The 21,315-nt window shown below is 50.6% G+C and carries 21 protein-coding genes; 3 read left to right on the top strand and 18 right to left on the bottom strand.

The window, feature by feature from the left end; translation table 11 throughout:
- Positions 1–75: 75 nt before the first annotated feature.
- From ACOMG9_RS22085 to ACOMG9_RS22075, 3 genes are all read right to left on the bottom strand, one after another.
- Complete coding sequence (locus ACOMG9_RS22085; protein ID WP_448218499.1) at positions 76–1,323, bottom strand: ankyrin repeat domain-containing protein; 1,248 nt, start codon at positions 1,321–1,323, stop codon at positions 76–78.
- 131 nt (positions 1,324–1,454) lie between these two features.
- On the bottom strand, positions 1,455–2,204 hold the full coding sequence (locus ACOMG9_RS22080; protein WP_448218498.1) for an ankyrin repeat domain-containing protein: 750 nt from the start codon (positions 2,202–2,204) through the stop codon (positions 1,455–1,457).
- A 217-nt stretch (positions 2,205–2,421) separates the two neighbouring features.
- Complete coding sequence (locus ACOMG9_RS22075) at positions 2,422–2,667, bottom strand: hypothetical protein (RefSeq protein ID WP_448218497.1); 246 nt, start codon at positions 2,665–2,667, stop codon at positions 2,422–2,424.
- A gap of 53 nt (positions 2,668–2,720) precedes the next feature.
- Here ACOMG9_RS22075 and ACOMG9_RS22070 point away from each other — a divergent pair, with 53 nt between their 5' ends.
- Positions 2,721–3,248 (top strand): DUF29 domain-containing protein, encoded by a 528-nt coding sequence (locus ACOMG9_RS22070; RefSeq protein ID WP_494529429.1) that lies wholly within the window; start codon positions 2,721–2,723, stop codon positions 3,246–3,248.
- A 211-nt stretch (positions 3,249–3,459) separates the two neighbouring features.
- Here the strand turns inward: ACOMG9_RS22070 and ACOMG9_RS22065 are convergent, their stop codons facing one another.
- Positions 3,460–3,690, bottom strand: coding sequence for a hypothetical protein (locus ACOMG9_RS22065; protein WP_494529428.1), 231 nt, complete (start codon positions 3,688–3,690; stop codon positions 3,460–3,462).
- Positions 3,691–3,741: 51 nt separating this feature from the next.
- Between ACOMG9_RS22065 and ACOMG9_RS22060 the strand changes: the two genes are divergently transcribed.
- Positions 3,742–4,251: a DUF29 domain-containing protein gene (locus tag ACOMG9_RS22060; protein WP_448218494.1), complete on the top strand. Its 510-nt coding sequence runs from the start codon at positions 3,742–3,744 to the stop codon at positions 4,249–4,251.
- On the opposite strand, the gene ACOMG9_RS22055 is transcribed toward ACOMG9_RS22060, so the two are convergent.
- The 14 genes from ACOMG9_RS22055 to ACOMG9_RS21990 form a co-directional block, all read right to left on the bottom strand.
- Complete coding sequence (locus ACOMG9_RS22055; protein ID WP_494529427.1) at positions 4,229–4,585, bottom strand: hypothetical protein; 357 nt, start codon at positions 4,583–4,585, stop codon at positions 4,229–4,231. The genes ACOMG9_RS22060 and ACOMG9_RS22055 overlap by 23 nt on opposite strands.
- A gap of 187 nt (positions 4,586–4,772) precedes the next feature.
- A complete protein-coding gene (locus ACOMG9_RS22050; RefSeq protein WP_494529426.1) occupies positions 4,773–5,531 on the bottom strand; it encodes an ankyrin repeat domain-containing protein in 759 nt (252 codons plus the stop codon).
- Positions 5,532–5,719: 188 nt separating this feature from the next.
- Entirely contained in the window at positions 5,720–6,781 is a 1,062-nt protein-coding gene (locus ACOMG9_RS22045) for an ankyrin repeat domain-containing protein (protein ID WP_448218492.1), read from the bottom strand.
- Between the two features lie 208 nt (positions 6,782–6,989).
- A complete protein-coding gene (locus ACOMG9_RS22040; RefSeq protein ID WP_494529425.1) occupies positions 6,990–8,246 on the bottom strand; it encodes an ankyrin repeat domain-containing protein in 1,257 nt (418 codons plus the stop codon).
- Between the two features lie 255 nt (positions 8,247–8,501).
- Positions 8,502–9,374: an ankyrin repeat domain-containing protein gene (locus ACOMG9_RS22035; protein WP_494529424.1), complete on the bottom strand. Its 873-nt coding sequence runs from the start codon at positions 9,372–9,374 to the stop codon at positions 8,502–8,504.
- A gap of 133 nt (positions 9,375–9,507) precedes the next feature.
- Positions 9,508–10,302 carry an ankyrin repeat domain-containing protein gene (locus ACOMG9_RS22030; RefSeq protein WP_494529423.1) on the bottom strand — a complete coding sequence of 265 codons (795 nt, stop codon included), beginning with the start codon at positions 10,300–10,302 and terminating at the stop codon, positions 9,508–9,510.
- Positions 10,303–10,438: 136 nt separating this feature from the next.
- Positions 10,439–11,062 carry an ankyrin repeat domain-containing protein gene (locus tag ACOMG9_RS22025; RefSeq protein ID WP_494529422.1) on the bottom strand — a complete coding sequence of 208 codons (624 nt, stop codon included), beginning with the start codon at positions 11,060–11,062 and terminating at the stop codon, positions 10,439–10,441.
- A 144-nt stretch (positions 11,063–11,206) separates the two neighbouring features.
- Positions 11,207–12,064: an ankyrin repeat domain-containing protein gene (locus tag ACOMG9_RS22020; protein ID WP_494529421.1), complete on the bottom strand. Its 858-nt coding sequence runs from the start codon at positions 12,062–12,064 to the stop codon at positions 11,207–11,209.
- Between the two features lie 137 nt (positions 12,065–12,201).
- Positions 12,202–13,485 (bottom strand): ankyrin repeat domain-containing protein, encoded by a 1,284-nt coding sequence (locus tag ACOMG9_RS22015; RefSeq protein WP_494529420.1) that lies wholly within the window; start codon positions 13,483–13,485, stop codon positions 12,202–12,204.
- Positions 13,486–13,531: 46 nt separating this feature from the next.
- Positions 13,532–14,809, bottom strand: coding sequence for an IS4 family transposase (locus ACOMG9_RS22010; RefSeq protein ID WP_448218607.1), 1,278 nt, complete (start codon positions 14,807–14,809; stop codon positions 13,532–13,534).
- Between the two features lie 316 nt (positions 14,810–15,125).
- On the bottom strand, positions 15,126–15,980 hold the full coding sequence (locus ACOMG9_RS22005; RefSeq protein ID WP_448218484.1) for an ankyrin repeat domain-containing protein: 855 nt from the start codon (positions 15,978–15,980) through the stop codon (positions 15,126–15,128).
- A 138-nt stretch (positions 15,981–16,118) separates the two neighbouring features.
- A complete protein-coding gene (locus ACOMG9_RS22000) occupies positions 16,119–16,598 on the bottom strand; it encodes an ankyrin repeat domain-containing protein (RefSeq protein ID WP_494529419.1) in 480 nt (159 codons plus the stop codon).
- A gap of 35 nt (positions 16,599–16,633) precedes the next feature.
- Positions 16,634–17,686: an ankyrin repeat domain-containing protein gene (locus ACOMG9_RS21995; protein ID WP_448218482.1), complete on the bottom strand. Its 1,053-nt coding sequence runs from the start codon at positions 17,684–17,686 to the stop codon at positions 16,634–16,636.
- Between the two features lie 188 nt (positions 17,687–17,874).
- Positions 17,875–18,936 (bottom strand): ankyrin repeat domain-containing protein, encoded by a 1,062-nt coding sequence (locus ACOMG9_RS21990; RefSeq protein WP_448218481.1) that lies wholly within the window; start codon positions 18,934–18,936, stop codon positions 17,875–17,877.
- A gap of 526 nt (positions 18,937–19,462) precedes the next feature.
- Between ACOMG9_RS21990 and ACOMG9_RS21985 the strand changes: the two genes are divergently transcribed.
- Positions 19,463–21,253 carry an acyl-CoA dehydrogenase C-terminal domain-containing protein gene (locus ACOMG9_RS21985; RefSeq protein WP_422139081.1) on the top strand — a complete coding sequence of 597 codons (1,791 nt, stop codon included), beginning with the start codon at positions 19,463–19,465 and terminating at the stop codon, positions 21,251–21,253.
- Positions 21,254–21,315 lie beyond the last annotated feature (62 nt).

Genomic DNA, 21,315 nt, shown 5'->3' with positions numbered 1-21,315 from the left:
GTGCTGGCCAATAAGTAGTTCGGGTTAGGTACAAAGAAGCTATGGTAGTTCATTTGTATGGCTATCCAATGTTCCCTACTTTGCCCCGGCCTTGATCAGGAGTCCTACGCAGTCGGTATTGCCATTCAGGGCTGCTGCGGACAGCGGGGTGGCGCCGTCTGAAGTCCGGAGGGTGTTGACATCTGCCCCCGCGTCGATCAGCAGTTTCATGATGTCGGCGTTACCATACTCAGCAGCGATGAACAGTGCGGTGGAACCATCCAAACGGGCCACTTCGAGGTTCGCGCCGGTGTTGATCAGGATTTCCACGCAATCGGTATGGCCCTTCAGAGCTGCAAAGATCAACACGGTGGTGCCATCCGTAGCCCGGGTGTTGAGATTCGCCCCGGCATTGATCAAGAGTTTCATAGAGTCGGCGTTATTTTCCTGGGCTGCGACAAACAGTGGTGGCACACCATTCGGAGTGGCGGCGTTGAGATTTGCCTTGGCTTCAATCAGGAGTTTCAGGCTGTCGATGTTATTGTGTCGGACCGCCACGAGCAAAGCATTGGAGCCAATCTTGTTCTGGGCGTCGAGATCTGCCCCGGCTTTGATCAGTATTTTCACACAGTCGGTGTTATTTTTTTGTACAGCCATGTGCAGTGGGGTGTAGCCATTCTGGGCCCGGGCGTTGAGATTCGCCTCGGCTTCGATCAGTGCTTTTACGCAGTCGGTATTGCCTTTTCCGGCAGCGATGAACAGCGGGGTGACGCCATACTCAGACCGTGCGTTGACATCCGCCCCGGCGCTGATCAGGAGTTTCACGCAGTCGATGCTATTTTCCTGAGCAGCGATGGACAGTGCGGTGGCACCAGTCGAACAGGCGGCGTCGAGGTTCGCCCCGGCGTTGATCAGGCGTTCGACGACGTCCTTGTTCCCGTCACTGGATGCCAACATTAAGGCAGTGAAGCCACCAATCACAACGGCATTGACATTGACTCCTTCTGCCAGTGACCTCTCCACCCGATCCAGATCCCCGTTTATACAGGCTAGATAAAACGCCTGATCGGGGAAAAATGTATCCGGGTGAGATTCACTGGTGTTCTGATTCACCAAAGGCATCGGGTCTTGTCGGCACATCGCGCACCGGCGTGAGCCCATGGGCTGTTCATAAAAAGACCTTGAAATACAGTCCAGATCGAAACGTTGGCGACAACATTGGGTTGTGACGACCACGGGCGGTACACTTCGACCATGGAAGGGAGACAGGCAAATAGGACATTGATCGGCCTCTGGTGTCGACGGGAAGAAGGCAGCGAGCAATGCCATACATAAATAGAACATCTGTATTATCAATGAGTTGTCCGGGTCAGTCACAAAGGAGTTATGATAGTTCATTGGTATGGCTATCAAAGTTTGCTCTGGCTAAATAACCACGCATTGCAAAACTCGGAAGGTGGGAACACCTGAAAGCCCTATTTTGCTCCAGCCTTGATCAAGGCTTCCACGCAGTCGGTATTGCCCAGCTCGGTTGCGATGGACAGTGGAGTTTCGCCAGTCAGCATGGCAGCGTTGAGATCCGCCCCGGCGTTGATCAGGAGTTTCAAACAGTCGATGTTATTTTCCTGGGCAGCGATGGACAGCGAGGTGGTGCCATCCGTCAAGGCAGCGTTGAGATCCGCTCCGGCGTGGATCAGGCGTTTCACGCAATCGGTATTACCATAGTTAACAGCGAAGAGCAGTGCAGTGGGACGAGTCGAACCGGCAGCGTCGAGGTTCGCCCCAGCGTTGATCAGGCGTTCGACGACGTCTATGTGCCCCAGGCCGGATGCCAACATCAGGGCAGTGTAATCATCAATCATAACCGCATTGACATTGACTCCTTCTGCCAGAGACCTCTCCACCTGATCCAGATCCCCGAATAAACAGGCACGAAAAAATGTTCGATCGGGGAAAAATGTATCCGGGTGAGATTCACTGGTGTTCTGATTCACCAAAGGCATCGGGTCTTGCCGACACATCGCGCACCGGCGTGAGCCGATGGGCTGATCAGTAAAATATCTCGAAATACAGTCCAGATCGAAGCGTTGGCGACAACATTGGGTTGTGACGACCACGGGCGGTACACTTCGACCATGGAAGGGAGACAGGCAAATAGGACATTGATCGGCCTCCGGTGTCGACGGGAAGAAGGCAGCAAGGAATGCCATACATAAATAGAACATCTGGATTGGTCAAAAGTGTTAAGGGTTAGATACAAAAAAAGTATGTTAGTCCATTGGTATGGCTATCAAAGTTTGCTACGGCTAAACAATCACGAATTTCAAAAATCCAGAAGATGGGAACACCTTAAAGTCGTGGTTACCGGATAACAAAACTCGATGCTTTCATTCCTTTCCCTTTCCTGGCCTCGATAAGGACTTTTTCGCAGTCGTAGTTGCGTCAAATATCCTGAGCCAGTTGCCGTTCTGCCGGATCGTCGCTTGCGCTCAAAAATAGTAAAGCCCGAAGCGCATTAACTTTATTGTTCATGTCCTCTCTCTGAATCTTGCGATCATAGAATTCTTTCCGCATCCCCATCATTTCTTTGCGATACTGACGGTTCTCTTTGGCATCAATGGCCGAATTGACCAGCCCAAAACCACGGGCAAAGCCCCCGACAAAGGCATCTGTGCTTTGGTAATTCATTTTGATTCCCTTCTGTTATTTGCCTACAGTGGTAGGGCAATGGAGGTATTTTTATGAATAATTTATATAACACTGATTATCATCAATGGCTGAGTCAGCAAGTAACCCTGTTGAAAACTCAAAACTTTAATCAGTTGGATTTAGAAAACCTGATTGAGGATTTAGAGTTGAGCATTAAGCAAGACCTTCGTGTACTGGACAGTCACTTGGTAATTCTTATACTTCATCTTCTCAAAATAGACTACCAAACCAGTGTGTTGAGAGACAGTATAGCTACTGAAAGAGTACTTAAGGGTTGGGTGGTTAGCATATGCAATGCAAGACGTGATATTGATAAATTAATAGAAAAAAATCATTGTCTTACAGCAAAAATTGAAGAGGTTTTAAGTGAAGCTTATCCTGATGCCAAAGAGAGAGCCGTTAAAGAAATGAACATCTACGGCAGTAGCGAAACGCAACGACTGAATGACAGTAGTTTCCCGCCTGAGTGTCCGTGGTCATTTGAACAGATCATGACTGAAGACTGGTATCCCCTTAATGGCGTCAATCTCCACGACAGAAGACTGGCTGCCGGAGGCTGACCATGAGTAACCTATACAATACCGATTACCACCAATGACTGACCCAGCAGCGTGAACTGCTGACCAAACGACAGTTTGACCAGCTTGACATTGACAATCTGTTGGAGGCTATGGAGCACGAAATGGGTGGTATTACAGGCACCATAAAATGTCCAATCGGGGAAAAATGTATCTCAAAAATCCAGAAGATGGGAACGCCTGAAAGCCGTGGTTACTGGATAACACAACTTGATGCTTTCATTCCTTTCCCTTGCCTGGCCTCGATAAGGACTTTTTCGCAGTCGTAGTTGCCTCTCTGAATCTTGCGATCATACAATTCTTTCTGCATCCCCATCATTTCTTTGCGATACTGACGGTTCTCTTTGGCATCAATGGCCGAATTGACCAGCCCAAAACCACGGGCAAAGCCCCCGACAAAGGCATCTGTGCTTTGGTAATTCATTTTGATTCCCTTCTGTTATTTGCCTACAGTGGTAGGGCAATGGAGGTATTTATGGAAAACTTGTATGACACTGATTACCACCGATGGTTGAGCCAACAGCGGGATCTGCTTGCCAAACGACAGTTTGACCAGCTTGACATTGAGAATTTGTTGGGAGAGCTAGAGTTGGGCCTTAATGATCATATTCGTGAGTTAAGAAATCTTCTTACCAATCTGATTCTTCATTTACTTAAATGTGAGTACCAGACGACGGTACTGAAGGATGGTTGCAATATGTATTTCATTCATAGTTGGTTGACCAGTATTGACAATTCAAGATCAGAAATCGAATCCCTGATCGAAGAGAATCCTTGTGTACGATCCAAAGTGGATGAAACACTATCTGAGGCTTACCCCAAAGCCAAACAAAGAGCGATCAGGGGAATGAACAGCTACGCCAGAAGCGAAGCACAACGCCTGAACAATAGCAGTTTTCCCAATGGGTGCCCCTGGTCGTTTGACCAGTTAATGACAGAAGACTGGTATCCGCTAAATGGCGTCAATATCCACATCCACGACTGAAGACTGGCTGCCGGAGGCTGACAATGACTGATTTTACAAAACCGATTACACCCAATGGCTGACCCAACAGCGTGAACTGCTGACCAAACGACAGTTTGACCAGCTTGACATTGACAATCTGTTGGAGGCTATGGAGCACGAAATGGGTAGTGTTACAGGCACCATAAAATGTCCAAGCGGGGAAAAATGTATCCGGGAGAGATTCACTGGTGTTCTGATTCACCACAGGCTCTTCACTTCGACCATGGAAGGGAATCAGACAAATAGGACATTGATCAGCTTCCAGCGTCGACGGGAAAAAAGCAGCGAGCAATGCCATACATAAATAGAACATCTGCATTATCAATAAGTGGTCCGGGTTAGATACAAAGAAGGTATGGTAGTGCATTGGTATGGCTATCAAAGTTTGCTGTGACCAAATAATCACGAATTTCAAAAATCCAGAAGATGGGAACACCTGAAAGTCGTGGTTACTGGATAACACTCCGACTTTCTTTTGTTCCTTTCCTTACCTCATTTCCCTACTTTGCCTCGGCCTCTGTAAGGACTTTCACGCAGTTGGTATTGCCCATTTCGATTGCGATGGACACTGGGGTTGAGCCATCCAAAGTCGTGGTGGCATTGAGATCCGCCCCGACGTGGATCAGGATTTCCACGCAATCGGTATAGCCTTTCCAGGCTGCGATGAAAAGCGGGGTGGCGCCATCCGGAGTTCTGGCGGCGTTGAGATCCGCCCCGGCGTTGATCAGGATTTCCAGGCAATCGGTATTGCCCTTCAAAGCTGCGACGAAAAGCGGGGTGGTGCCATCCAAAGTTCTGGCAGCGTTGGGATTCGCCCCGGCGTTGATCAGGCGTTCGACGACGTCCGTGTGCCCCATAATGGATGCCACCATCAAGGCAGTGAGACCATTAACCATCACGGCATTGGCATTGACTCCTTCTGCCAGTGACCTCTCCAATTGATCCAAATCTCCGTCATAACAGGCATCATAAAATGTCCAATCGGGGAAAAATGTATCCGGGTGAGATTCATTGGTGTTCTGATTCACCACAGGCATCGGGTCTTGCCGACACATCGCACACCGGCGTGAGCCGATGGGCTGATCAAGAAAACACCTCGTAATACAGTCCAGATCGAAGCGTTGGCGACAACATTGGGTTGTGACGACCACGGGCGCTAAACTTCGACCATGGAAGTAAGCCAGACAAATAGGACATTGATCAGCCTTTACTATTGACGGGGAGAGGGTAGTGAGCAATGCCACCCATAAGTAGAACATCTGTGCTAGCCAATAAGTATTATGGGTTAGGTTCAAAGGGAGTATGTTAGTTCATTTGTACGGCTATCAAAGTTTGCTGCGGCTAAATAATCACGAATTTCAAAAATCCAGAAGATAGGAACACCTGAAAGTCGTATTACTGGATAACACAGCACTTTTCTTTTGTTCCCTTGCCTTTCCTCTGTTCCTTATTTTGCTCCGGCCTTGATCAGGGCTATCGCACACTCGTTATTGCCCTTTAGGATTGCGATGGACAGCGGGGTGGCGCCATCACTGGTTCTGGCAGCGTTGAGATCCGCCCCGGCTTTGATCAGGAGTTTCACGCAGCTGTACTTATTTTCTTGGGCAGCGAGGAACAGCGGGGTGGTTCCATCCGGCAAGGCGGCGTTGAGATCCGCCCCATTTTTGATCAGGAGTTTCATGCAGCCTCTATTGCCCTTAAAGGCCGCGATGAGTAGCAGCGTGTTGCCATCCCTAAACCGGGTGTTGAGATCTGCCTCGTCTTTGATCAAGAGTTCCACACACTTGACATAGCCTCTTGAAACAGCGATGAACAGTGGGGTGGCGCCATCCGAAGTCTTGGGGATGTTGCGATCTGCCCCGGCCTTGAGCAGGTGTTTCACGCAGTCGGTATTGGCTCTATCAGTAGCAAAGTACAGTGGGGTGACGCCCATAACCGTTCGGGCGTTGATATCGGCCCTGGCCTTGAGCAGGCGTTTCACGCAGTTGGTTCTGCCAAGCTGGGCAGCTATCATCAGCGCGGTGGCGCCGTCCTCAGTCCGGGCGGTATTGACGTCCGCCCCGGCCTTGATCAGGCGACCGACGATCACCTCATCCCCCTCACTGGTTGCCAACATCAAGGGAGTATTCTTATTCATGACGGCATTGACATTGACGCCTTCTGCCAACGCCCTATACACATCTCTCCGGTTCCCGTATTCACAGGCCCGGTAAAACATCAGATTGGGGAAAAATTTAGCCTGGTGATATTCACCGGTGTTCAAATTCATCACAGGGAACGGGTCTTCCCGACAATACGCGCACTGGCGGTGGTCTATGGCTACTTTAAGAAATAGCTGCGTAATACAGTCCACATGATAGCGGTGGCCACATTGGGTTTGAAATACAGGTTTGACGCTCACAGCCGTCACATCGCGACCATGGAAATCTTCCAAACAAATAGGACAGGCATCGTTCGTCGACGTTACGTCAGTTCCCACGGGGAAAGGGGAGTGAGTAATGGCATCCATAAGTAAAACCTCCTCGTTATTTTATTCAATGAGTTATCCACATGAGTCTTAGACACCAAAAAAGTACGATAATTCAGTTTTATGGCTGATAAATTTGCTGTGACTAAATAATCTCGCATTGCAAAACACAGAAGCTGGGAATACCTGAAAGCTGTGTTTAGCGGGTAACACAACGCCTTTGTTTTGTTCTCTTCCTTGCTTCAGTTCCCTACTTTGCTCCAGCCTTGATCAGGGCTTTCGCGCAGTCGGTGTTGCCTTTCCGGGTTGCGATGGACAGCGGGGTAGTGCCAAGCTTAGTCAGGCTGTTGAGGTTTGCCCCGGCGTTGATCAGGATTTCCACGCACTCAGTATTGCCCCTGATGGCTGCCGCGAACAGCGGGGTGGAGCCATCCGAAGTCCTGGCGGCGTTGAGATCCGCCCCGACGTGGATCAGGATTTCAAGGCAATTGATATTGCCTTTCCAGGCTGCGATGAAAAGCGGGGTGGCGCCATCCCAAGTCTTGGCGGCATTGAGATTCGCCCCAGCGGCAATCAGGTGTTTTACGCAGTCGATATTGCCCATCTGGGCTGCCATGTACAGAGGGGTGGCGCCATCCGAAGTTCTGGCGGCGTTGAGATACGCTCCGGCGTTGATCAGGAGTTTCATGCAGTCGGCGTTATTTTCTTGTGCAGCTACGAACAGCGGGGTGGAGCCATTCTGCATCCGGGCGTCGAGATCCGCACCGGCGTTAATCAGGATTTCCACGCAATCGTTATTACCTTTATAGGCTGCGGAGTGAAGCGGGGTGGTGCCATCAGTCCTGGGGCGGTTGAGGTCCGCCTTGGCTTCGATCAGTGCTTTCACGCATTCGATATTGCCTTTCCAGGCTGCGACGGAAAGTGATGTGGCGCCATCCGAAGTTCTGGCGGCGTTGACATCCGCCCCGGCGTTGATCAGGCGTTTCACGCAGTCGCTATTACCCGCGTTAGCAGCGAGGAACAGTGCAGTGGCACCACTCGAAAGGACAGTGTCGAGGTTCGCCCCAGCAATGATCAGGCGTTCGACTACGTCTATATGTCCCATAGCGGATGCCAACATCAAGGCCGTGAAATCACCATTCATAGCGGCATTGACATTGACTCCTTCTGCCAGCGACCTCTCTACCTGGTCCAGATCCCCGAATAAACAGGCACGATAAAACGTCTGATCGGGGAAAAATGTATCCGGGTGAGCTTCACTGGTGTTCTGATTCACCAAAGGCATCGGGTTTTGTCGGCACATCGCACACCGGCGAGAGCCGATGGGCTGATCAGCAAAACACCTCGATATACAGTCCAGATCGAAGCGTTGGCCACAACATTGGGTTTTGACGACCACAGGCGCTTCACTTCGACCATGGAAGTCAGCCAGACAAATAGGACATTGATCAGCCTTTACTGCTGACGGGGAGAGGGTAGTGAGCAATGCCACCCATAAGTAAAACATCTGTGTTGGTCAATAAGTAGCTTGGGTTAGATACAAAAAAAGTATGGTAGTTCATTTGTATGACTATCACAGTTTGCTGTGACCAAATAATCATGAATATCAAAAAACACGAAGATGGGAACACCTGAAAGCCGTGGTTACTGGATAACACGACGACTTTCTTTTGTTCCCTTCCTTGCCTCGAACTCAATAAGGACTTTCACATAGACGGCATTGTCCAATTTGGTTGCAATGGACGGCGGGGTGGAGCCACCTTTAGTCCAGGGCGTTGAGATGCTCCTCGGCTTCGATCAGTGCTTTCACGCATTCGGTATTGCCTTTCGCAACAGCGGCGCCTAGCGGGGAGGCGCCATCCAAAGTCCTGAAGGCATTGAGATCCGCCCCGGCGCGGATCAGGATTTCCAGGCAATCGGTATAGCCTTTCCAGGCTGCGATGAAAAGTGGGGTGGCGCCATCCGAAGTCGTGGCGGCGTTGAGGTTAGCCCCGGCGTTGATAAGGATTTTCAGGCAGTCGGCATTGCCGTTCTGGGCTGCGATGAAAAGCGGGGAGGCGCCATCCGAAGTCATGGCGGCGTTGAGGTTAGCCCCAGCGTTGATCAGGAGTTTCACGCAGTCGGAGTTATTTTCCTGAGTAGCGAAGTACAGCGCGGTAGCGCCACTCGAATGTTCGGCGTTGGGGTTCGCCCCGGCGTTGATAAGGCGTTCGACGACGTCCATGTGCCCTCCATAGGACGCCAACATCAGGGCCGTTAAATCATTAGTCATAACGGCATTGACATTGACTCCTTCTGCCAGTGATCTTTCCACCTGTTCCAAATCCCCGTCTAAACAGGCACGAAAAAATGTCTGATCGGGGAAAAATGTATCCGGGTGAGATTCACTGGTGTTCTGGTTCACCAAAGGCATCGGGTTTTGCCGACACATCGCACAACGGCGTGAGCCGATGGGCTGATCAATAAACCACTTTGAAACACAATCCAGATCGAAGAGTCGGCCACAACATTGAGTTTTGACAACCACAGGCGCTGAATCACGGCTTTGGAAGCAAGCCAAACAAATAGGACATTGATCGACCTCCGGTTTCCAGGGGGAGAGACCAGCGAGCAATGCCATCCACGAGAAGAACATTTGTTTTGGTCAATAAGCACGGGTTAGATCCAAATAAGCATGATAGTTCATTTACATGGCTATCACAGTTTGCTGTGACCAAATAATCATGAATATCAAAAAACCGGAAGATGGGAACACTTGAAAGCTGTTTTTACTGGATAGCAAAATGCCTTTCTTTTGTTTCCTTCCTTTCTTTGGTCGCAGTAAGGGCTTCCACGCAGTCGGTATGGCCCAACCTGGTTGCGATGGACAGTGGGGTGGCGCCATCCGAAGTCCTGGCGGCGTTGAGATCCGCCCCGGCGTTGACCAGTGCTTTCACACATACGGTATTGCCTTTCTCAGCAGCGGCGAGCAACGGGGTGGCACCATCCGAAGTCCTGGCGGCGTTGAGATCCGCCCCGGCGTTGATCAGGATTTTCATGCAATCGGTATGGCCTTTCCAAGCTGCGAAGAAAAGCGGGGTGGCGCCATTCGAGGTCATGGCGGCGTTGACGTTTGCTCCGGCGTTGATAAGGCGTTCAACGACGTCCGTGTGCCCTCCGGAGGATGCCAACATCAAGGATGTGAAATCATCGGTCATAACGGCATTGACATTGACTCCTTCTGCCAGTGACTTCTCCACCTGATCCAAATCCCCGTCATAACAGGCATCATAAAAGGTCTGATTGGGGAAAAATGTATCCGGGTACGATTCACCGGTATGCCAATGCAAAACAGGGAGCGGGTTTTGTCGGCAATACCCGCACTGGCGAGAGCCTGTGGGCTGAATAACAAATTGCCTCGTAATGCAGTCCAGATGGTAGAAGTGGCGACATCGGGTGATGACGAACACAGTCTCTCTACTACGGCTATGGTAGCGGTAGCAATCCAGACAAATTTCAAGTAGATCGGCCTTCAGTGTCCATGAGAAGAGGGCAGCGATCAATGTGACCTTTAGGTAGAACATCTGTACTAGCCAATAAGCAGCGCGGTTTAGGTCCAAAATAATCATGATAGTTTATTTGTATGGCTATCAAAGTTTGCTGTGACTAAATAATCACGAATTTCAAAAACTCAGCAGATGGGAACTCCTTAAAGCCGTGTTACAGGATAATGCAGTACCCTTCATTTGTTCTCTTCGGAGTCTTGGCCTTGATAAGGGCCAATGCGCAGTCGACGTTGTCCATCTCGATTGCGATAGACAGCGGGGTGGCGCCATTCGAGGTATTGGCGGCGTTGGGATTCGCCCCGGCGTTGATCAGGAGTTTCACGCAGTCGGGGTTATTTTCCTGGACAGCGAAGTACAGCGCGGTAGCACCACATGATCGGGCGGCGTTGGGGCTTGCCCCGGCATTGATAAGGCGCTCGACAACGTCTGTATGCCCCCCATAGGATGCCATCATCAAGGCCGCGAGATCATCAGAGGTAACGGCATTGACATTGACCCCTTCTGCCAGTGACTTCTCCACCTGATCCAAATCCCCGTCATAACAGGCATCAAAAAAGGTCTGATCGGGGAAAAATGTATCCGGGAGAGATTCACTGGTGTCCAGGTTCACCACAGGCATCGGGTCTTGTCTGCACATCACGCACCGGCGTGAGCCGATGGGCTGTTCAGAAAAACATTTCGAAATACAGTCCAGATCGAAGCGTTGGCCACAACATTGGGTTGTCACGACCACAGGCTCTTCATTCGGCCATGGAAGGGAGCCAGACAAACAGGACATATGTCGGCCTCCAGTGTCGTCGGGAAGAAGGCAGCGAGCAATGCGATACATAAGAAGAACATCTGTGCTAGCTAATAAGTAGTAAGGGTTAGGTTCAAAGGGAGTATGGTAGTTCATTTGTATGGCTATCACAGTTTGCTGTGGCTAAATATTCAAGCATTTCAAAAACTCAGAAGGTGGAATCACCCTAAAGCTGTGTTTGCTGGATAACACGATGCCTTTGATGTGTTCTCCTCCTCTCCTCAGTTTCCTACTTTGCCCCAGCCTTGATAAGAGCTTGCACACACTCGGTATTGCGCATCTCGGTTGCGATGGACAGGGGGTAATGCCATTCGGCAAGGCAGCGTTGAGATCCGCCCCGGCGTTGATCAGGGCTTTCACGCAATCGGTATTGCTCATCAGCGCTGTGCTGGACAACGGGGTGGCGCCATTCTTATTCCAGGCGTTGAGATCTGCTTCGGCTTGGATCAGGATTTTCAGGCAGCCGGTATTGCCCTCATAGGCAGCTATGAATAGCGGGGTGGTGCCATCCTCATTGCGAGCGATGTTGACGTCCGCCCCGGCATTGATCAGGCGCTCGACGACGTTCATTTGCCCATAACAGGATGCGAGCATCAAGGCGGTGAAACCATTAGTCATAACGGCATTGACATTGACGCCTTCTGCCAGTGATCTCTCCACCTGCTCCAGATCCCCGTTGGAGCAGGTGATATAAAATGTCTGATCGGGGAAAAATGTATCCGGGTGAGATTCACTGGTGTTCTGATTCATCAAAGGCATCGGGTTTTGCCGACACATCGCGCAACGGCGTGAGCCGATGGGCTGATCAACAAAACACCTCGAAACACAGTCCAGATCGAAGAGTTGGCCGCAACATCCGGTTTTGACGACCACTGGCTCTTCATTACGGTTATGGAAGTTAGCCAAACAGATAGCGCATTGATCGGCTTTTAGCGTCCATGAGTAGAGGGCAGCGATCAATGTCATCCATAGGCAGAACATCTGTACTGGCCAAGAAGTCGTGCGGGTTGGGTACAAAGAAATTATGGTAGTTTATTTTTATGGCTACAAAAGTTTGCTGTGACTAAATAATCACCTATCTCAAAAGCTCAGAAGACAGGAACACCTGAAAGCCGTGGTTACAGGATAACGCAGTACCCTTCGTTTGCTCTCTTTGCTCTCTCGGCCTCGATAAGGGCTTCTGCGCAGTCGTTGTGACCCTTCTCATTTGCAATGGACAATGCAGTTGCGCCATCCCTAAATCTGGCGGCTTTGAGATCTGCTCCAAAGTTGAGCAGGAGTTTCAGGCACTCGACATTGCCCTTCTCGGCTGCGATGAACAGTGGAGTGACACCCTCTGGCAAGGCAGTGTTGGGATTCGCACCGGCGTTGAGCAGGAGTTTCACGTACTGGGTATTGCCCTCTTGAGCTGCCATGTAGAGCGGGGTGGTGCCCTCTGAAGTCCCGGCGGCGTTGAGATCCACCCCGTGTTTGATCAGGAGTTTCACGCACCCGGTGTTATTTTCTTGGGCAGCGAGAAACAACATGTTATAGCCACCGTTAGTCCGGACGTTTAAATCCGCCCCGGCTTTGATCAGGATTTCCGCGCAATCGGTTTTGCCTTTCCAGACTGCGATGGACAGTGGAGTGAAGCCATCCGAAGCTCTGGCAGTGTCAAAAGCCGCCCCTTTTTCAATCAGAAGTTGTAAACACTTGGTATTGCCCTTCAGTGCTGCGGTAAACACTGGGGTGGTGCCCCACAAGTCGGTGTTGGGGTCTGCCCCATCGGCAATCATGATTCGCACCTTTTCGGTATTGCCCTTGAGGACTTCGATGAGCAGTGGAGGGATGCCTTTGAGATCCGCCCCTTTGTCGATCAGGAGTTGCGCACACTCGGTATTGCCCTCCAGGACTGCAATAATAAGCGCGGTGGCACCATCCTCAGTTCTGGTAGCGCCGACCTTTGCCCCAGCTTTGAGCTGGCGTTCGACGACTGCCCTGTTCCCACTACAGGATCCCAGCATCAAGGCAGTGAGACCATATTTCATAACGGCATTGATATTGACTCCCTCTGCCATTGACTTATCCACCTGATCGTAATCCCCTTGAAGACAGGCATCGTAAAACGTCTCGTCGGGGAAAAATTTATCCGGGTAAGATTTACCGATTTTCTTACCCACCACAGGCATCGGGTCTTGCCGACACATTGCGCACTCGCGTGAGCCGATAGGTTTTGTAAAATACTGACTCGTAAGACAGACCAGATGGAATGTGTGGCCACAATGGGTTAGACATTCGGTTTCGTCGGCGTCCACTGGCGCCACACCGTGGCCATGGAAATTTTCCAAACAAATAGCACAGACATCGTCCTTCGAACTTACGTCAGTACCCATGAGGAAAGGGGAGAGAGTATTGATATTCATAAGTAAAACCTCTGTGTTTTTTTAAGAAGCTATCTTAAGGTAGACATTAAGCCCCACCCACAGCACAAAGACCTAATCTTGTACGCCCTGAACAACCATCTCGTGCAGGGTGTTCACGTTTCGCATTATCTGCCCAGAAGTTGAGCAGCTTCCTTGTATGTGAGAGCAGAGACTTTCCTGCATTCATAAGGGATAAAATGACATTACCAAACAGTCGGGTTCCACTTTTCATCGCCTTATGCGTCGAGATTTCTTCAATGGCTCCACTTTCATAGAGGTTCGCCTGTGCAGCATGGGCAAGATACCTTTTCAACGTCACAACCACGAAGGACATCAGAATCAGGCTAAACACCAGTGTCGCTGATTTAGTGTTAAAACGATGCCACCCTGAATAGGACTTGATCTCTTTGAAGATAAGCTCTATTTGCCATCGTAGACGATAGGCCTGAAGTACTTCATTCAGGGTGAACTCAACCCGGTTAAGGTTGCTTACAACGAATACCCATTTCAGTTTCCTGTCATTCCAGCGGACAACCAAACGATATGGCCAGGCTTTGAATCCTGGCCATTCTACATCCAGGTCGAGGCATTGATCTTTAGGGAAGCCAGACAACACTTCCTTAAGTTTTTTCCCTTTGTAGCGATTCAGATTTTTGCCATCCTCCCGTACTGCGCTGAGTATCGTCGGGTTGATACTCTGAGGTGCCTTGCAGATAAAAGAACCTTCCCGATCATCAATGGCAGCAAAGCGTTCCAACTCAAAATAACCGGCATCGATCAGCATCAGGATATTAGCCATGGAGGTTGGCAGTGGTGGCAGACAGTCTCTTTCTGAACGGGTATCTTCAGTGAGCTGCACGCGCACCAGATTGTTGGTAAGAAGATCCATTGTCGTATGAAGTTCTACAGCAGCAGGACTGACCGTTGAGAACCTGCCGGGAAATGTTTCCTTTAGGGCATTGTAGACAGCCTGCGATGAGCCGTCATGAATCAGAATGTGCTCGAACTCTGAAAATGGACTGTCCTCATCAAACGCCATGACTTTGCGGGTAAAGACTTCCAGACACTGCACCCATAGCCAGAGGACAAGAGCAGGCATCGCGTCTTTTTTAGCTTGATTTGCCCAGGAACGATAGGAGACATTCAGCCCCGTCAACTCATTAAATTTACGGTGGAGATCGGCTTGAGTATCGCAGTTTCCATCACCAGCAAGGGCATCAATCAGTGAAAGGATAAAGTCCAAGGGGCGGATATCTCGCTGTCGTATAGTAAAACCAAGCTGTTCCGCCATACTGAGAAGTTCAGACCGGTCGAAACACGTCAGCAGTTTTTTTGAACTAGTCTACTATTTGCGATACTCATCTTGTTCAGCCTTGATACTTTTCGCGAAGCTTTATTTTGGCTGTTCAAGGTGAGTTCTGCCGCTGGAAATGAAGCTTTTTTGAGCTTAATGTCTACCCTAAGAAGAAGCTATACAGATTTAGATACAAAAAAAGCACGATAGTTCAATTTTATGACTATAAAGTTTGCTGTGACTAAATAATCACCCATCTCAAAAGCTCAGAAGATGGCAACACCTGAGAGCTGCGGTTACCGGATAAAACAACGCCTTTTTTTGCTTCCTTCCTTGCCTCAGTTCCTTACTTTGCTCCAGCCTTGATAAGGGCTTGCGCACACTCGCTATTGCCCATCTCGGTTGCGATGGACAGCGGGGTGGAGCCATCCGAAGTTCTGGCGGCGTTGAGATCCGCCCCGGCGTTGATCAGGATTTCCAAGCAATCGTGATTACCTCTGCGGGCTGCGACGTGAAGCGGGGTGGCGCCATCAGTCCTGGGGAGGTTGAGGTCTGCCTTGGCTTCGATCAGTGCTTTCACGCATTCGGTACTGCCTTTCCAGGCTGCGACGGAAAGTGGTGTGGCGCCATCCGACGTTCTGGCGACGTTGAGATCTGCCCCGGCGTTGATCAGGTGTTTCACGCAGTCGCTATTACCCATGAAAACAGCCATGAGCATTGCATTGGCGCTACTCGAAAGGACAGTGTTGACGTTCGCCCCGGCAATGATCAGGCGTTCGACGAGGTCTGTGTCTCCTATAGTGGATGCCAACATCAATGCCGTAAAATCATTAGTCATAGCGGCATTGACATTGACTCCTTCTGCCAGCGACCTCTCCACCTGATCCAGATCCCCAGATAAGCAGGCAAGATAAAACGTCTGATTGGGGAAAAATGTATCCGGGAGAGTTTCATTGGTGTTCTGATTCACCAAAGGCATCGGGTTTTGCCGACACGTCGCGCAACGGCGTGAGCCGATGGGCTGTTCAGAAAAACATTTCGAAATACAGTCCAGATCGAAGCGTTGGCCACAACATTGGGTTGTCACGACCACAGGCTCTTCACTTCGGCCATGGAAGGGAGCCAGACAAACAGGACATATGTCGGCCCCCAGTGTCGTCGGGAAGAAGGCAGCGAGCAACGCCATACATAAGAAGAACATCTGTGCTAGCCAAGTAAGTAGTAAGGGTTAGGTTCGAAAGGAGTATAGTAGTTCATTTGTATGGCTATCACCGTTTGCTGTGACCAAATAATCACCCATCTCAAAAGCTCAGAAGATGGGAACACCTTAAAGCCGTGTTTACAAGATAACGCAGTACCCTTCATTTGCTTTCTCGGCCTCAACAAGGGCTTCTGTGCAGTCGTTGTTGCCCTTCTCAATTGCGATGGACAATGCAGTCGCGCCATCCCTATATCTGGCGGCTTTGAGATCTGCTCCAAAGTTGAGCAGGATTTTCAGGCACTCGACATTGCCCTTCAGGGCTGCGATGAACAACGGGGTGGCACCAGTTGGTAAGGCAGTGTTGGGATTCGCACCAGCGTTGAGCAGGAGATTCACGCACTGGGTATTGCCCTCTTGAGCTGCCATGTACAGCGGGGGGGTGCCATCCAACAAGGCGGCGTTCGGATCTGCCTTGTCAGCAATCAGGAGTCGCACCTTCTCGGTATTGCCCTTAAGGACTTCGATGAGCAGTGGAGGGATGCTTTTGAGATCCGCTCCGAAGTCGATAAGGAGTTGCGCACACTCGGTTCTGAAAGCCGTGGTTACTGGATAACACAACGCCTTTCTTTCGCTGCCTTCCTTGCCTCAGTTCTTTACTTTGCTCCAGCCTTGATAAGGGCTTGCGCACATTCTGTATTGCTCATCTCTGTTGCGATGGACAGCGGGGTGGCGCCAGTCTTGGTCTGGGCGTTGAGATCTGCCCCGGCGTTGATCAGGAGTTGTACGCAGTCGGTGTTACTTTCTTGGGCGGTGATGAACAGTGCGGTGACCCCACGCTCAGTTCGTGCGTTGAGATCCGCCTTGGCTTCGATCAGGGCTTGCAGGCAGTCGGTTTTATTTTCCTGCGCTGCGAAGAACAGCGGGGTGGCGCCCGTCTTGGTCGGGGCGTTGAGATCCGCCCCGGCGTTGATCAGGGCTTTCACGCAATAGGTATTGCCCATCTGTGCTGCGGCGGACAACGGGGTGGCGCCATCCTCGGTCCGGGCGGCGTTGAGATCAGCCCCGGCGTTGATCAGGCGTTTCACGCAGTCGATGTTATTTTCTTGTGCAGCGGTGAACAGCGGGGTGGCGCCATTCTCGGTCCGGGCGTTGAGATCTGCTTCGGCTTCAATCAGGATTTTCAGGCAGCCGGTATTGCCTGTCTGGGCAGCTATGAATAGCGGGGTGACGCCATCCTCATTCCGGGCGATGTTGACGTCCGCCCCGGCGTTGATCAGGCGCTCGACGACGTTCATTTGCCCATAATAGGATGCGAACATCAAGGCGGTGAAACCATTAGTCACGACGGCATTGACATTGACGCCTTCTGCCAGTGACCTTTCCACCTGATCCAGATCCCCATTGGAGCAGGCGCTATAAAACGTCAGATCGGGGAAAAATGTATCAGGGAGAGATTCACTGGTGTTTTGATTTACCACAGGCATCGGGTTTTGCCGACACATCGCGCAACGGCGTGAGCCGATGGGCTGATCAACAAAACACCTCGAAACACAGTCCAGATCGAAGAGTTGGCCGCAACATGCGGTTTTGACGACCACAGGCACTTCATTACGGTTATGGAAGTTAGCCAGACAAATAGCACATTGATCGGCCTTTAGTGTCCATGAGGAGAGGGCAGCGATCAATGTCATCCATAGGTAGAACATCTGTACTGGCCAAGAAGTAGTGAGGGTTGGGTACAAAGAAATTATGGTAGTTTATTTTTATGGCTATAAAAGTTTGCTGTGACTAAACAATCACCTATCTCAAAAGCTCAGAAGATGGCAACAGCTGAGAGCTGCGGTTACCGGATAAAACAACGCCTTTTTTTTGCTCCCTTCCTTGCCTCAGTTCCCTACTTTGCTCCAGCCTTGATAAGGGCTAGCGCACACTCGATATTGCCCCTCGCGGTTGCGATGGACAGCGAGGTGATGCCATCCGAAATCCGAGGGATGTTGAGATCCGCCCCGGCGTTGATCAGGAGTTTCACGCAATTGATGTTATTTTGTTGAGCTGCCATGAACAGTGCGGTGAGCCCATCCTCAGTTCGTGCGTTGAGATCCGCCTCGGCATTGATCAGGAGTTCCAAGCAGTCGCTATTGCCTTTCACAGCAGCGGCCAACAGTGGGGTGGAGCCATCCGAGGCCCGAGGGATGTTGATATCCACCCCGGCGTTGATCAGGAGTTTCACGCAGTTGGTGTTATTTTCTTGTGCAGCCGCGAAGAGTGGTGTGGTGCCATTCTTGGTCCGGGCGTTGAAATTCGCCCCGGCGTTGATCAGAAGTTTCACGCAGTCGGTATTGCCTCTCATAGCAGCGGCGAACAGTGGAGTGGCGCCATCCGAAGTCCGAGGGATGTCGAGATCCGCCTCGGCGTTGATCAGTATTTTTACGCAGTCGGCAAAGCCATTCACAGCAGCCAGGAACAGCGAGGTGGTGCCATCCCCATGCCAGGCGGTGTTGACGTTTGCCCCGACATTGATCAGGCGTTCTGCGACATCAGCGTGCCTCCAGCGGGATGCCAACATCAAGGCAGTGAGACCATTAGTCATAACAGCATTAACATTGACGCCTTCTGCCACTGACCTCTCCACCTGACCCAGATCCCCGATTATACAGGCAAGATAAAACCTCTGATCGGGGAAAAATGTATCCGGGTGAGATTCATTGGTGTTCTGATTTACCAGAGGCATCGGGTCTTGCCGACACATCGCGCACTGTCGCGAGCCGATGGGTTGTTCAACAAAAGACTTCGAAATACAGTCCAGATCGAAAAGTTGGCCACAACATTGGGTTTTGACGACCACGGACGCTTTACTTCGGCCATGGAAGTGAGCCAGACAAATAGGACATTGATCAGCCTTCACTGTCCAAAGGGAGAGGGTAGCGAGCAATGCAACACTCAATAAGTAGAGCATCTGTGTTGGCCAATAAGTGGTCCGGGTCAGGTACAAAGAAACTATGATAGTTCATGTATATGGCAATCAAAGTTTGTAGTGACTAAATAGTCACCAATTTCAAAAACGCAGAAGATGGGAACACCTGAAGACCTTGGTTACTGGATAACACAACGTTTTTTTTCCGTTCTCGCATGCCAGCATCAAAGCAGTGAAACCATTATTCACAATGGCATCGACACTAATTTTCTCTGTCGATGACTGCTCCACCTGATCTGATTCCCCCGCAAAACAGGCTTAAAAAAACACGCGATCGGGAAAAAATCATCCGGGTAAGATTTGCCGCTGACCTCATTCACCACAGGCCCTGCATCAAAACTCTCGACCATGAAAATCAACCGAACAAACAGGAAAGGAAAATGAACAATAGTTGACATTTACTGTAAGCGATCGTAACTTTCAAACGACTGTTTGAAACTGTTGCTATAATTTTACAATCTGTTTCATAAATAAACACTAAAACATAAGACAACCCAGAGGTACCGTTATGCCAGACTATAAGGCCCCCCTGCGCGATATCCGGTTCGTTCGTGACGAGCTCCTGGGATATCAGGAACATTACGCCAGTCTCCCCGGCGGAGAAGAAGCTAGCCCTGATATGGTAGACGCCATCCTTGAAGAAGGTGCCAAGTTCTGTGAACAGGTTCTGGCCCCTTTGAATCAGGTCGGTGATGAGCAAGGCTGCACCTGGTCCGAGGACGGTGTAAAAACACCAGACGGTTTTAAAGAGGCTTACCTGCAATACGTTGAAGGCGGCTGGCCTTCACTATCCAGTGATCCAGAATACGGTGGCCAGGGTCTGCCTTACTCTCTGGGTCTGGTTCTCAGCGAACTGATGGGAGAAGCCAACTGGGCCTGGGGCATGTATCCCGGACTCAGTCATGGTGCCATGAATACTTTGGAAGCCCATGGTACTGAAGAACAGAAGCAAGCTTACCTGACCAAGCTGGTATCCGGTGAATGGACAGGTACCATGTGTCTGACCGAGCCTCACTGCGGTTCTGACTTGGGTATGCTGCGAACCAAAGCCGAGCCTGCCGCTGATGGTACTTATAAAATTTCAGGTACCAAGATCTTTATTTCTGCCGGTGAACACGACATGGCAGACAATATTGTCCACATCGTTCTGGCGCGTCTGCCGGGTGCTCCAAAAGGTACCAAAGGGATCTCGCTGTTTATCGTTCCCAAATATCTGCCTGGCAAGCACGGTGAGAGCAATGGCGTAAGTTGTGGTTCCATCGAGCACAAGATGGGGATTCACGGTAACGCCACCTGTGTCATGAACTTTGACGAAGCAACCGGCTTCCTGATTGGTCCGGAAAACCGTGGTCTGCACTGCATGTTCACCTTCATGAATACTGCCCGCCTGGGTACGGGTATTCAGGGCCTGTCCCACGGTGAAATCGCCTTCCAGGGTGCTCTGCGCTACGCCCGCGAACGTCTGCAAATGCGCTCCCTGAGCGGTGCCAAGAACACTGAAGGTCCGGCTGACCCAATTATTGTGCACCCTGACGTACGTCGGATGCTGCTGACCATCAAATCCTTAACCGAAGGCAATCGTGCCCTTCTTTACTACACAGCCAAGAAAGCAGATCTGCTGCACAGTCCTGATGAAGCAGTGCGTGAACAGGCTGATAAGGAACTGGGCTTCCTGACACCTATCGTTAAGGCTTTCCTGACCGAAACCGGTTTTGAGTCTGCCAACCACGCACTTCAGTGCTACGGTGGCCACGGCTATATCAGTGAATGGGGTATGGAGCAGAACGTTCGTGACTGCCGTATTTCCATGCTGTATGAAGGAACTACCGGTATCCAGGCTCTGGACCTGCTGGGAAGAAAAATCTTCCAGAGCGGTGGTGAAACCATGAAGCCATTTACCAAGGAAATTCACAAGTTCTGTAAAGCTCACGCTGAAAACGAAGACCTGAAAGCCTTTGTTGAGCCACTGGCTGCCTTGAACAAGGAGTGGGGCGATCTCACCATGCAGCTGGGCCTGAAGGCGATGGAAAATCCTGATGAAGTGGGTGCGGCTTCCGTCGACTTCCTGATGTATTCCGGTTATGCGACTCTGGCTTATATGTGGGCTGATATGGCTCGCCTGGCCAAGGAGAAGCTGGCTGAAGGTACAACTGAAGAAGGCTTCTACAAAGCCAAGATTCAGACTGCACGTTTCTACTTTGAACGTATCCTGCCAAGAACACAGGCTCACAAATCTGCCATGTTGTCAGGCACAGCGAATCTGCTGGATATGGCTGAGGAAGATTTCGGTGAACTCTAATCCCGGATAAGAGTTTTCTGACAGGGGGTTGCTTCGGCAGCCCCTTTTTTTATGTCTGAACA

The sequence above is a fragment of the Endozoicomonas sp. PH6C genome, from assembly GCF_059322965.1.
Note: the sequence above shows the minus strand (reverse complement) of the source record. Positions and strands in the feature narration are given on the sequence as shown.

What these genes read in the sequence shown, in the direction of transcription:
- ACOMG9_RS22085 (WP_448218499.1), bottom strand. Translation starts at nt 1,323, where the DNA reads ATGTTCTATTTATGTATGGCATTGCTCGCTGCCTTCTTCCCGTCGACA.
- ACOMG9_RS22080 (WP_448218498.1), bottom strand. Translation starts at nt 2,204, where the DNA reads ATGTTCTATTTATGTATGGCATTCCTTGCTGCCTTCTTCCCGTCGACA.
- ACOMG9_RS22075 (WP_448218497.1), bottom strand. Translation starts at nt 2,667, where the DNA reads ATGAATTACCAAAGCACAGATGCCTTTGTCGGGGGCTTTGCCCGTGGT.
- ACOMG9_RS22070 (WP_494529429.1), top strand. Translation starts at nt 2,721, where the DNA reads ATGAATAATTTATATAACACTGATTATCATCAATGGCTGAGTCAGCAA.
- ACOMG9_RS22065 (WP_494529428.1), bottom strand. Translation starts at nt 3,690, where the DNA reads ATGAATTACCAAAGCACAGATGCCTTTGTCGGGGGCTTTGCCCGTGGT.
- ACOMG9_RS22060 (WP_448218494.1), top strand. Translation starts at nt 3,742, where the DNA reads ATGGAAAACTTGTATGACACTGATTACCACCGATGGTTGAGCCAACAG.
- ACOMG9_RS22055 (WP_494529427.1), bottom strand. Translation starts at nt 4,585, where the DNA reads ATGTTCTATTTATGTATGGCATTGCTCGCTGCTTTTTTCCCGTCGACG.
- ACOMG9_RS22050 (WP_494529426.1), bottom strand. Translation starts at nt 5,531, where the DNA reads ATGTTCTACTTATGGGTGGCATTGCTCACTACCCTCTCCCCGTCAATA.
- ACOMG9_RS22045 (WP_448218492.1), bottom strand. Translation starts at nt 6,781, where the DNA reads ATGGATGCCATTACTCACTCCCCTTTCCCCGTGGGAACTGACGTAACG.
- ACOMG9_RS22040 (WP_494529425.1), bottom strand. Translation starts at nt 8,246, where the DNA reads ATGTTTTACTTATGGGTGGCATTGCTCACTACCCTCTCCCCGTCAGCA.
- ACOMG9_RS22035 (WP_494529424.1), bottom strand. Translation starts at nt 9,374, where the DNA reads ATGTTCTTCTCGTGGATGGCATTGCTCGCTGGTCTCTCCCCCTGGAAA.
- ACOMG9_RS22030 (WP_494529423.1), bottom strand. Translation starts at nt 10,302, where the DNA reads ATGTTCTACCTAAAGGTCACATTGATCGCTGCCCTCTTCTCATGGACA.
- ACOMG9_RS22025 (WP_494529422.1), bottom strand. Translation starts at nt 11,062, where the DNA reads ATGTCCTGTTTGTCTGGCTCCCTTCCATGGCCGAATGAAGAGCCTGTG.
- ACOMG9_RS22020 (WP_494529421.1), bottom strand. Translation starts at nt 12,064, where the DNA reads ATGTTCTGCCTATGGATGACATTGATCGCTGCCCTCTACTCATGGACG.
- ACOMG9_RS22015 (WP_494529420.1), bottom strand. Translation starts at nt 13,485, where the DNA reads ATGAATATCAATACTCTCTCCCCTTTCCTCATGGGTACTGACGTAAGT.
- ACOMG9_RS22005 (WP_448218484.1), bottom strand. Translation starts at nt 15,980, where the DNA reads ATGTTCTTCTTATGTATGGCGTTGCTCGCTGCCTTCTTCCCGACGACA.
- ACOMG9_RS21995 (WP_448218482.1), bottom strand. Translation starts at nt 17,686, where the DNA reads ATGTTCTACCTATGGATGACATTGATCGCTGCCCTCTCCTCATGGACA.
- ACOMG9_RS21990 (WP_448218481.1), bottom strand. Translation starts at nt 18,936, where the DNA reads ATGCTCTACTTATTGAGTGTTGCATTGCTCGCTACCCTCTCCCTTTGG.
- ACOMG9_RS21985 (WP_422139081.1), top strand. Translation starts at nt 19,463, where the DNA reads ATGCCAGACTATAAGGCCCCCCTGCGCGATATCCGGTTCGTTCGTGAC.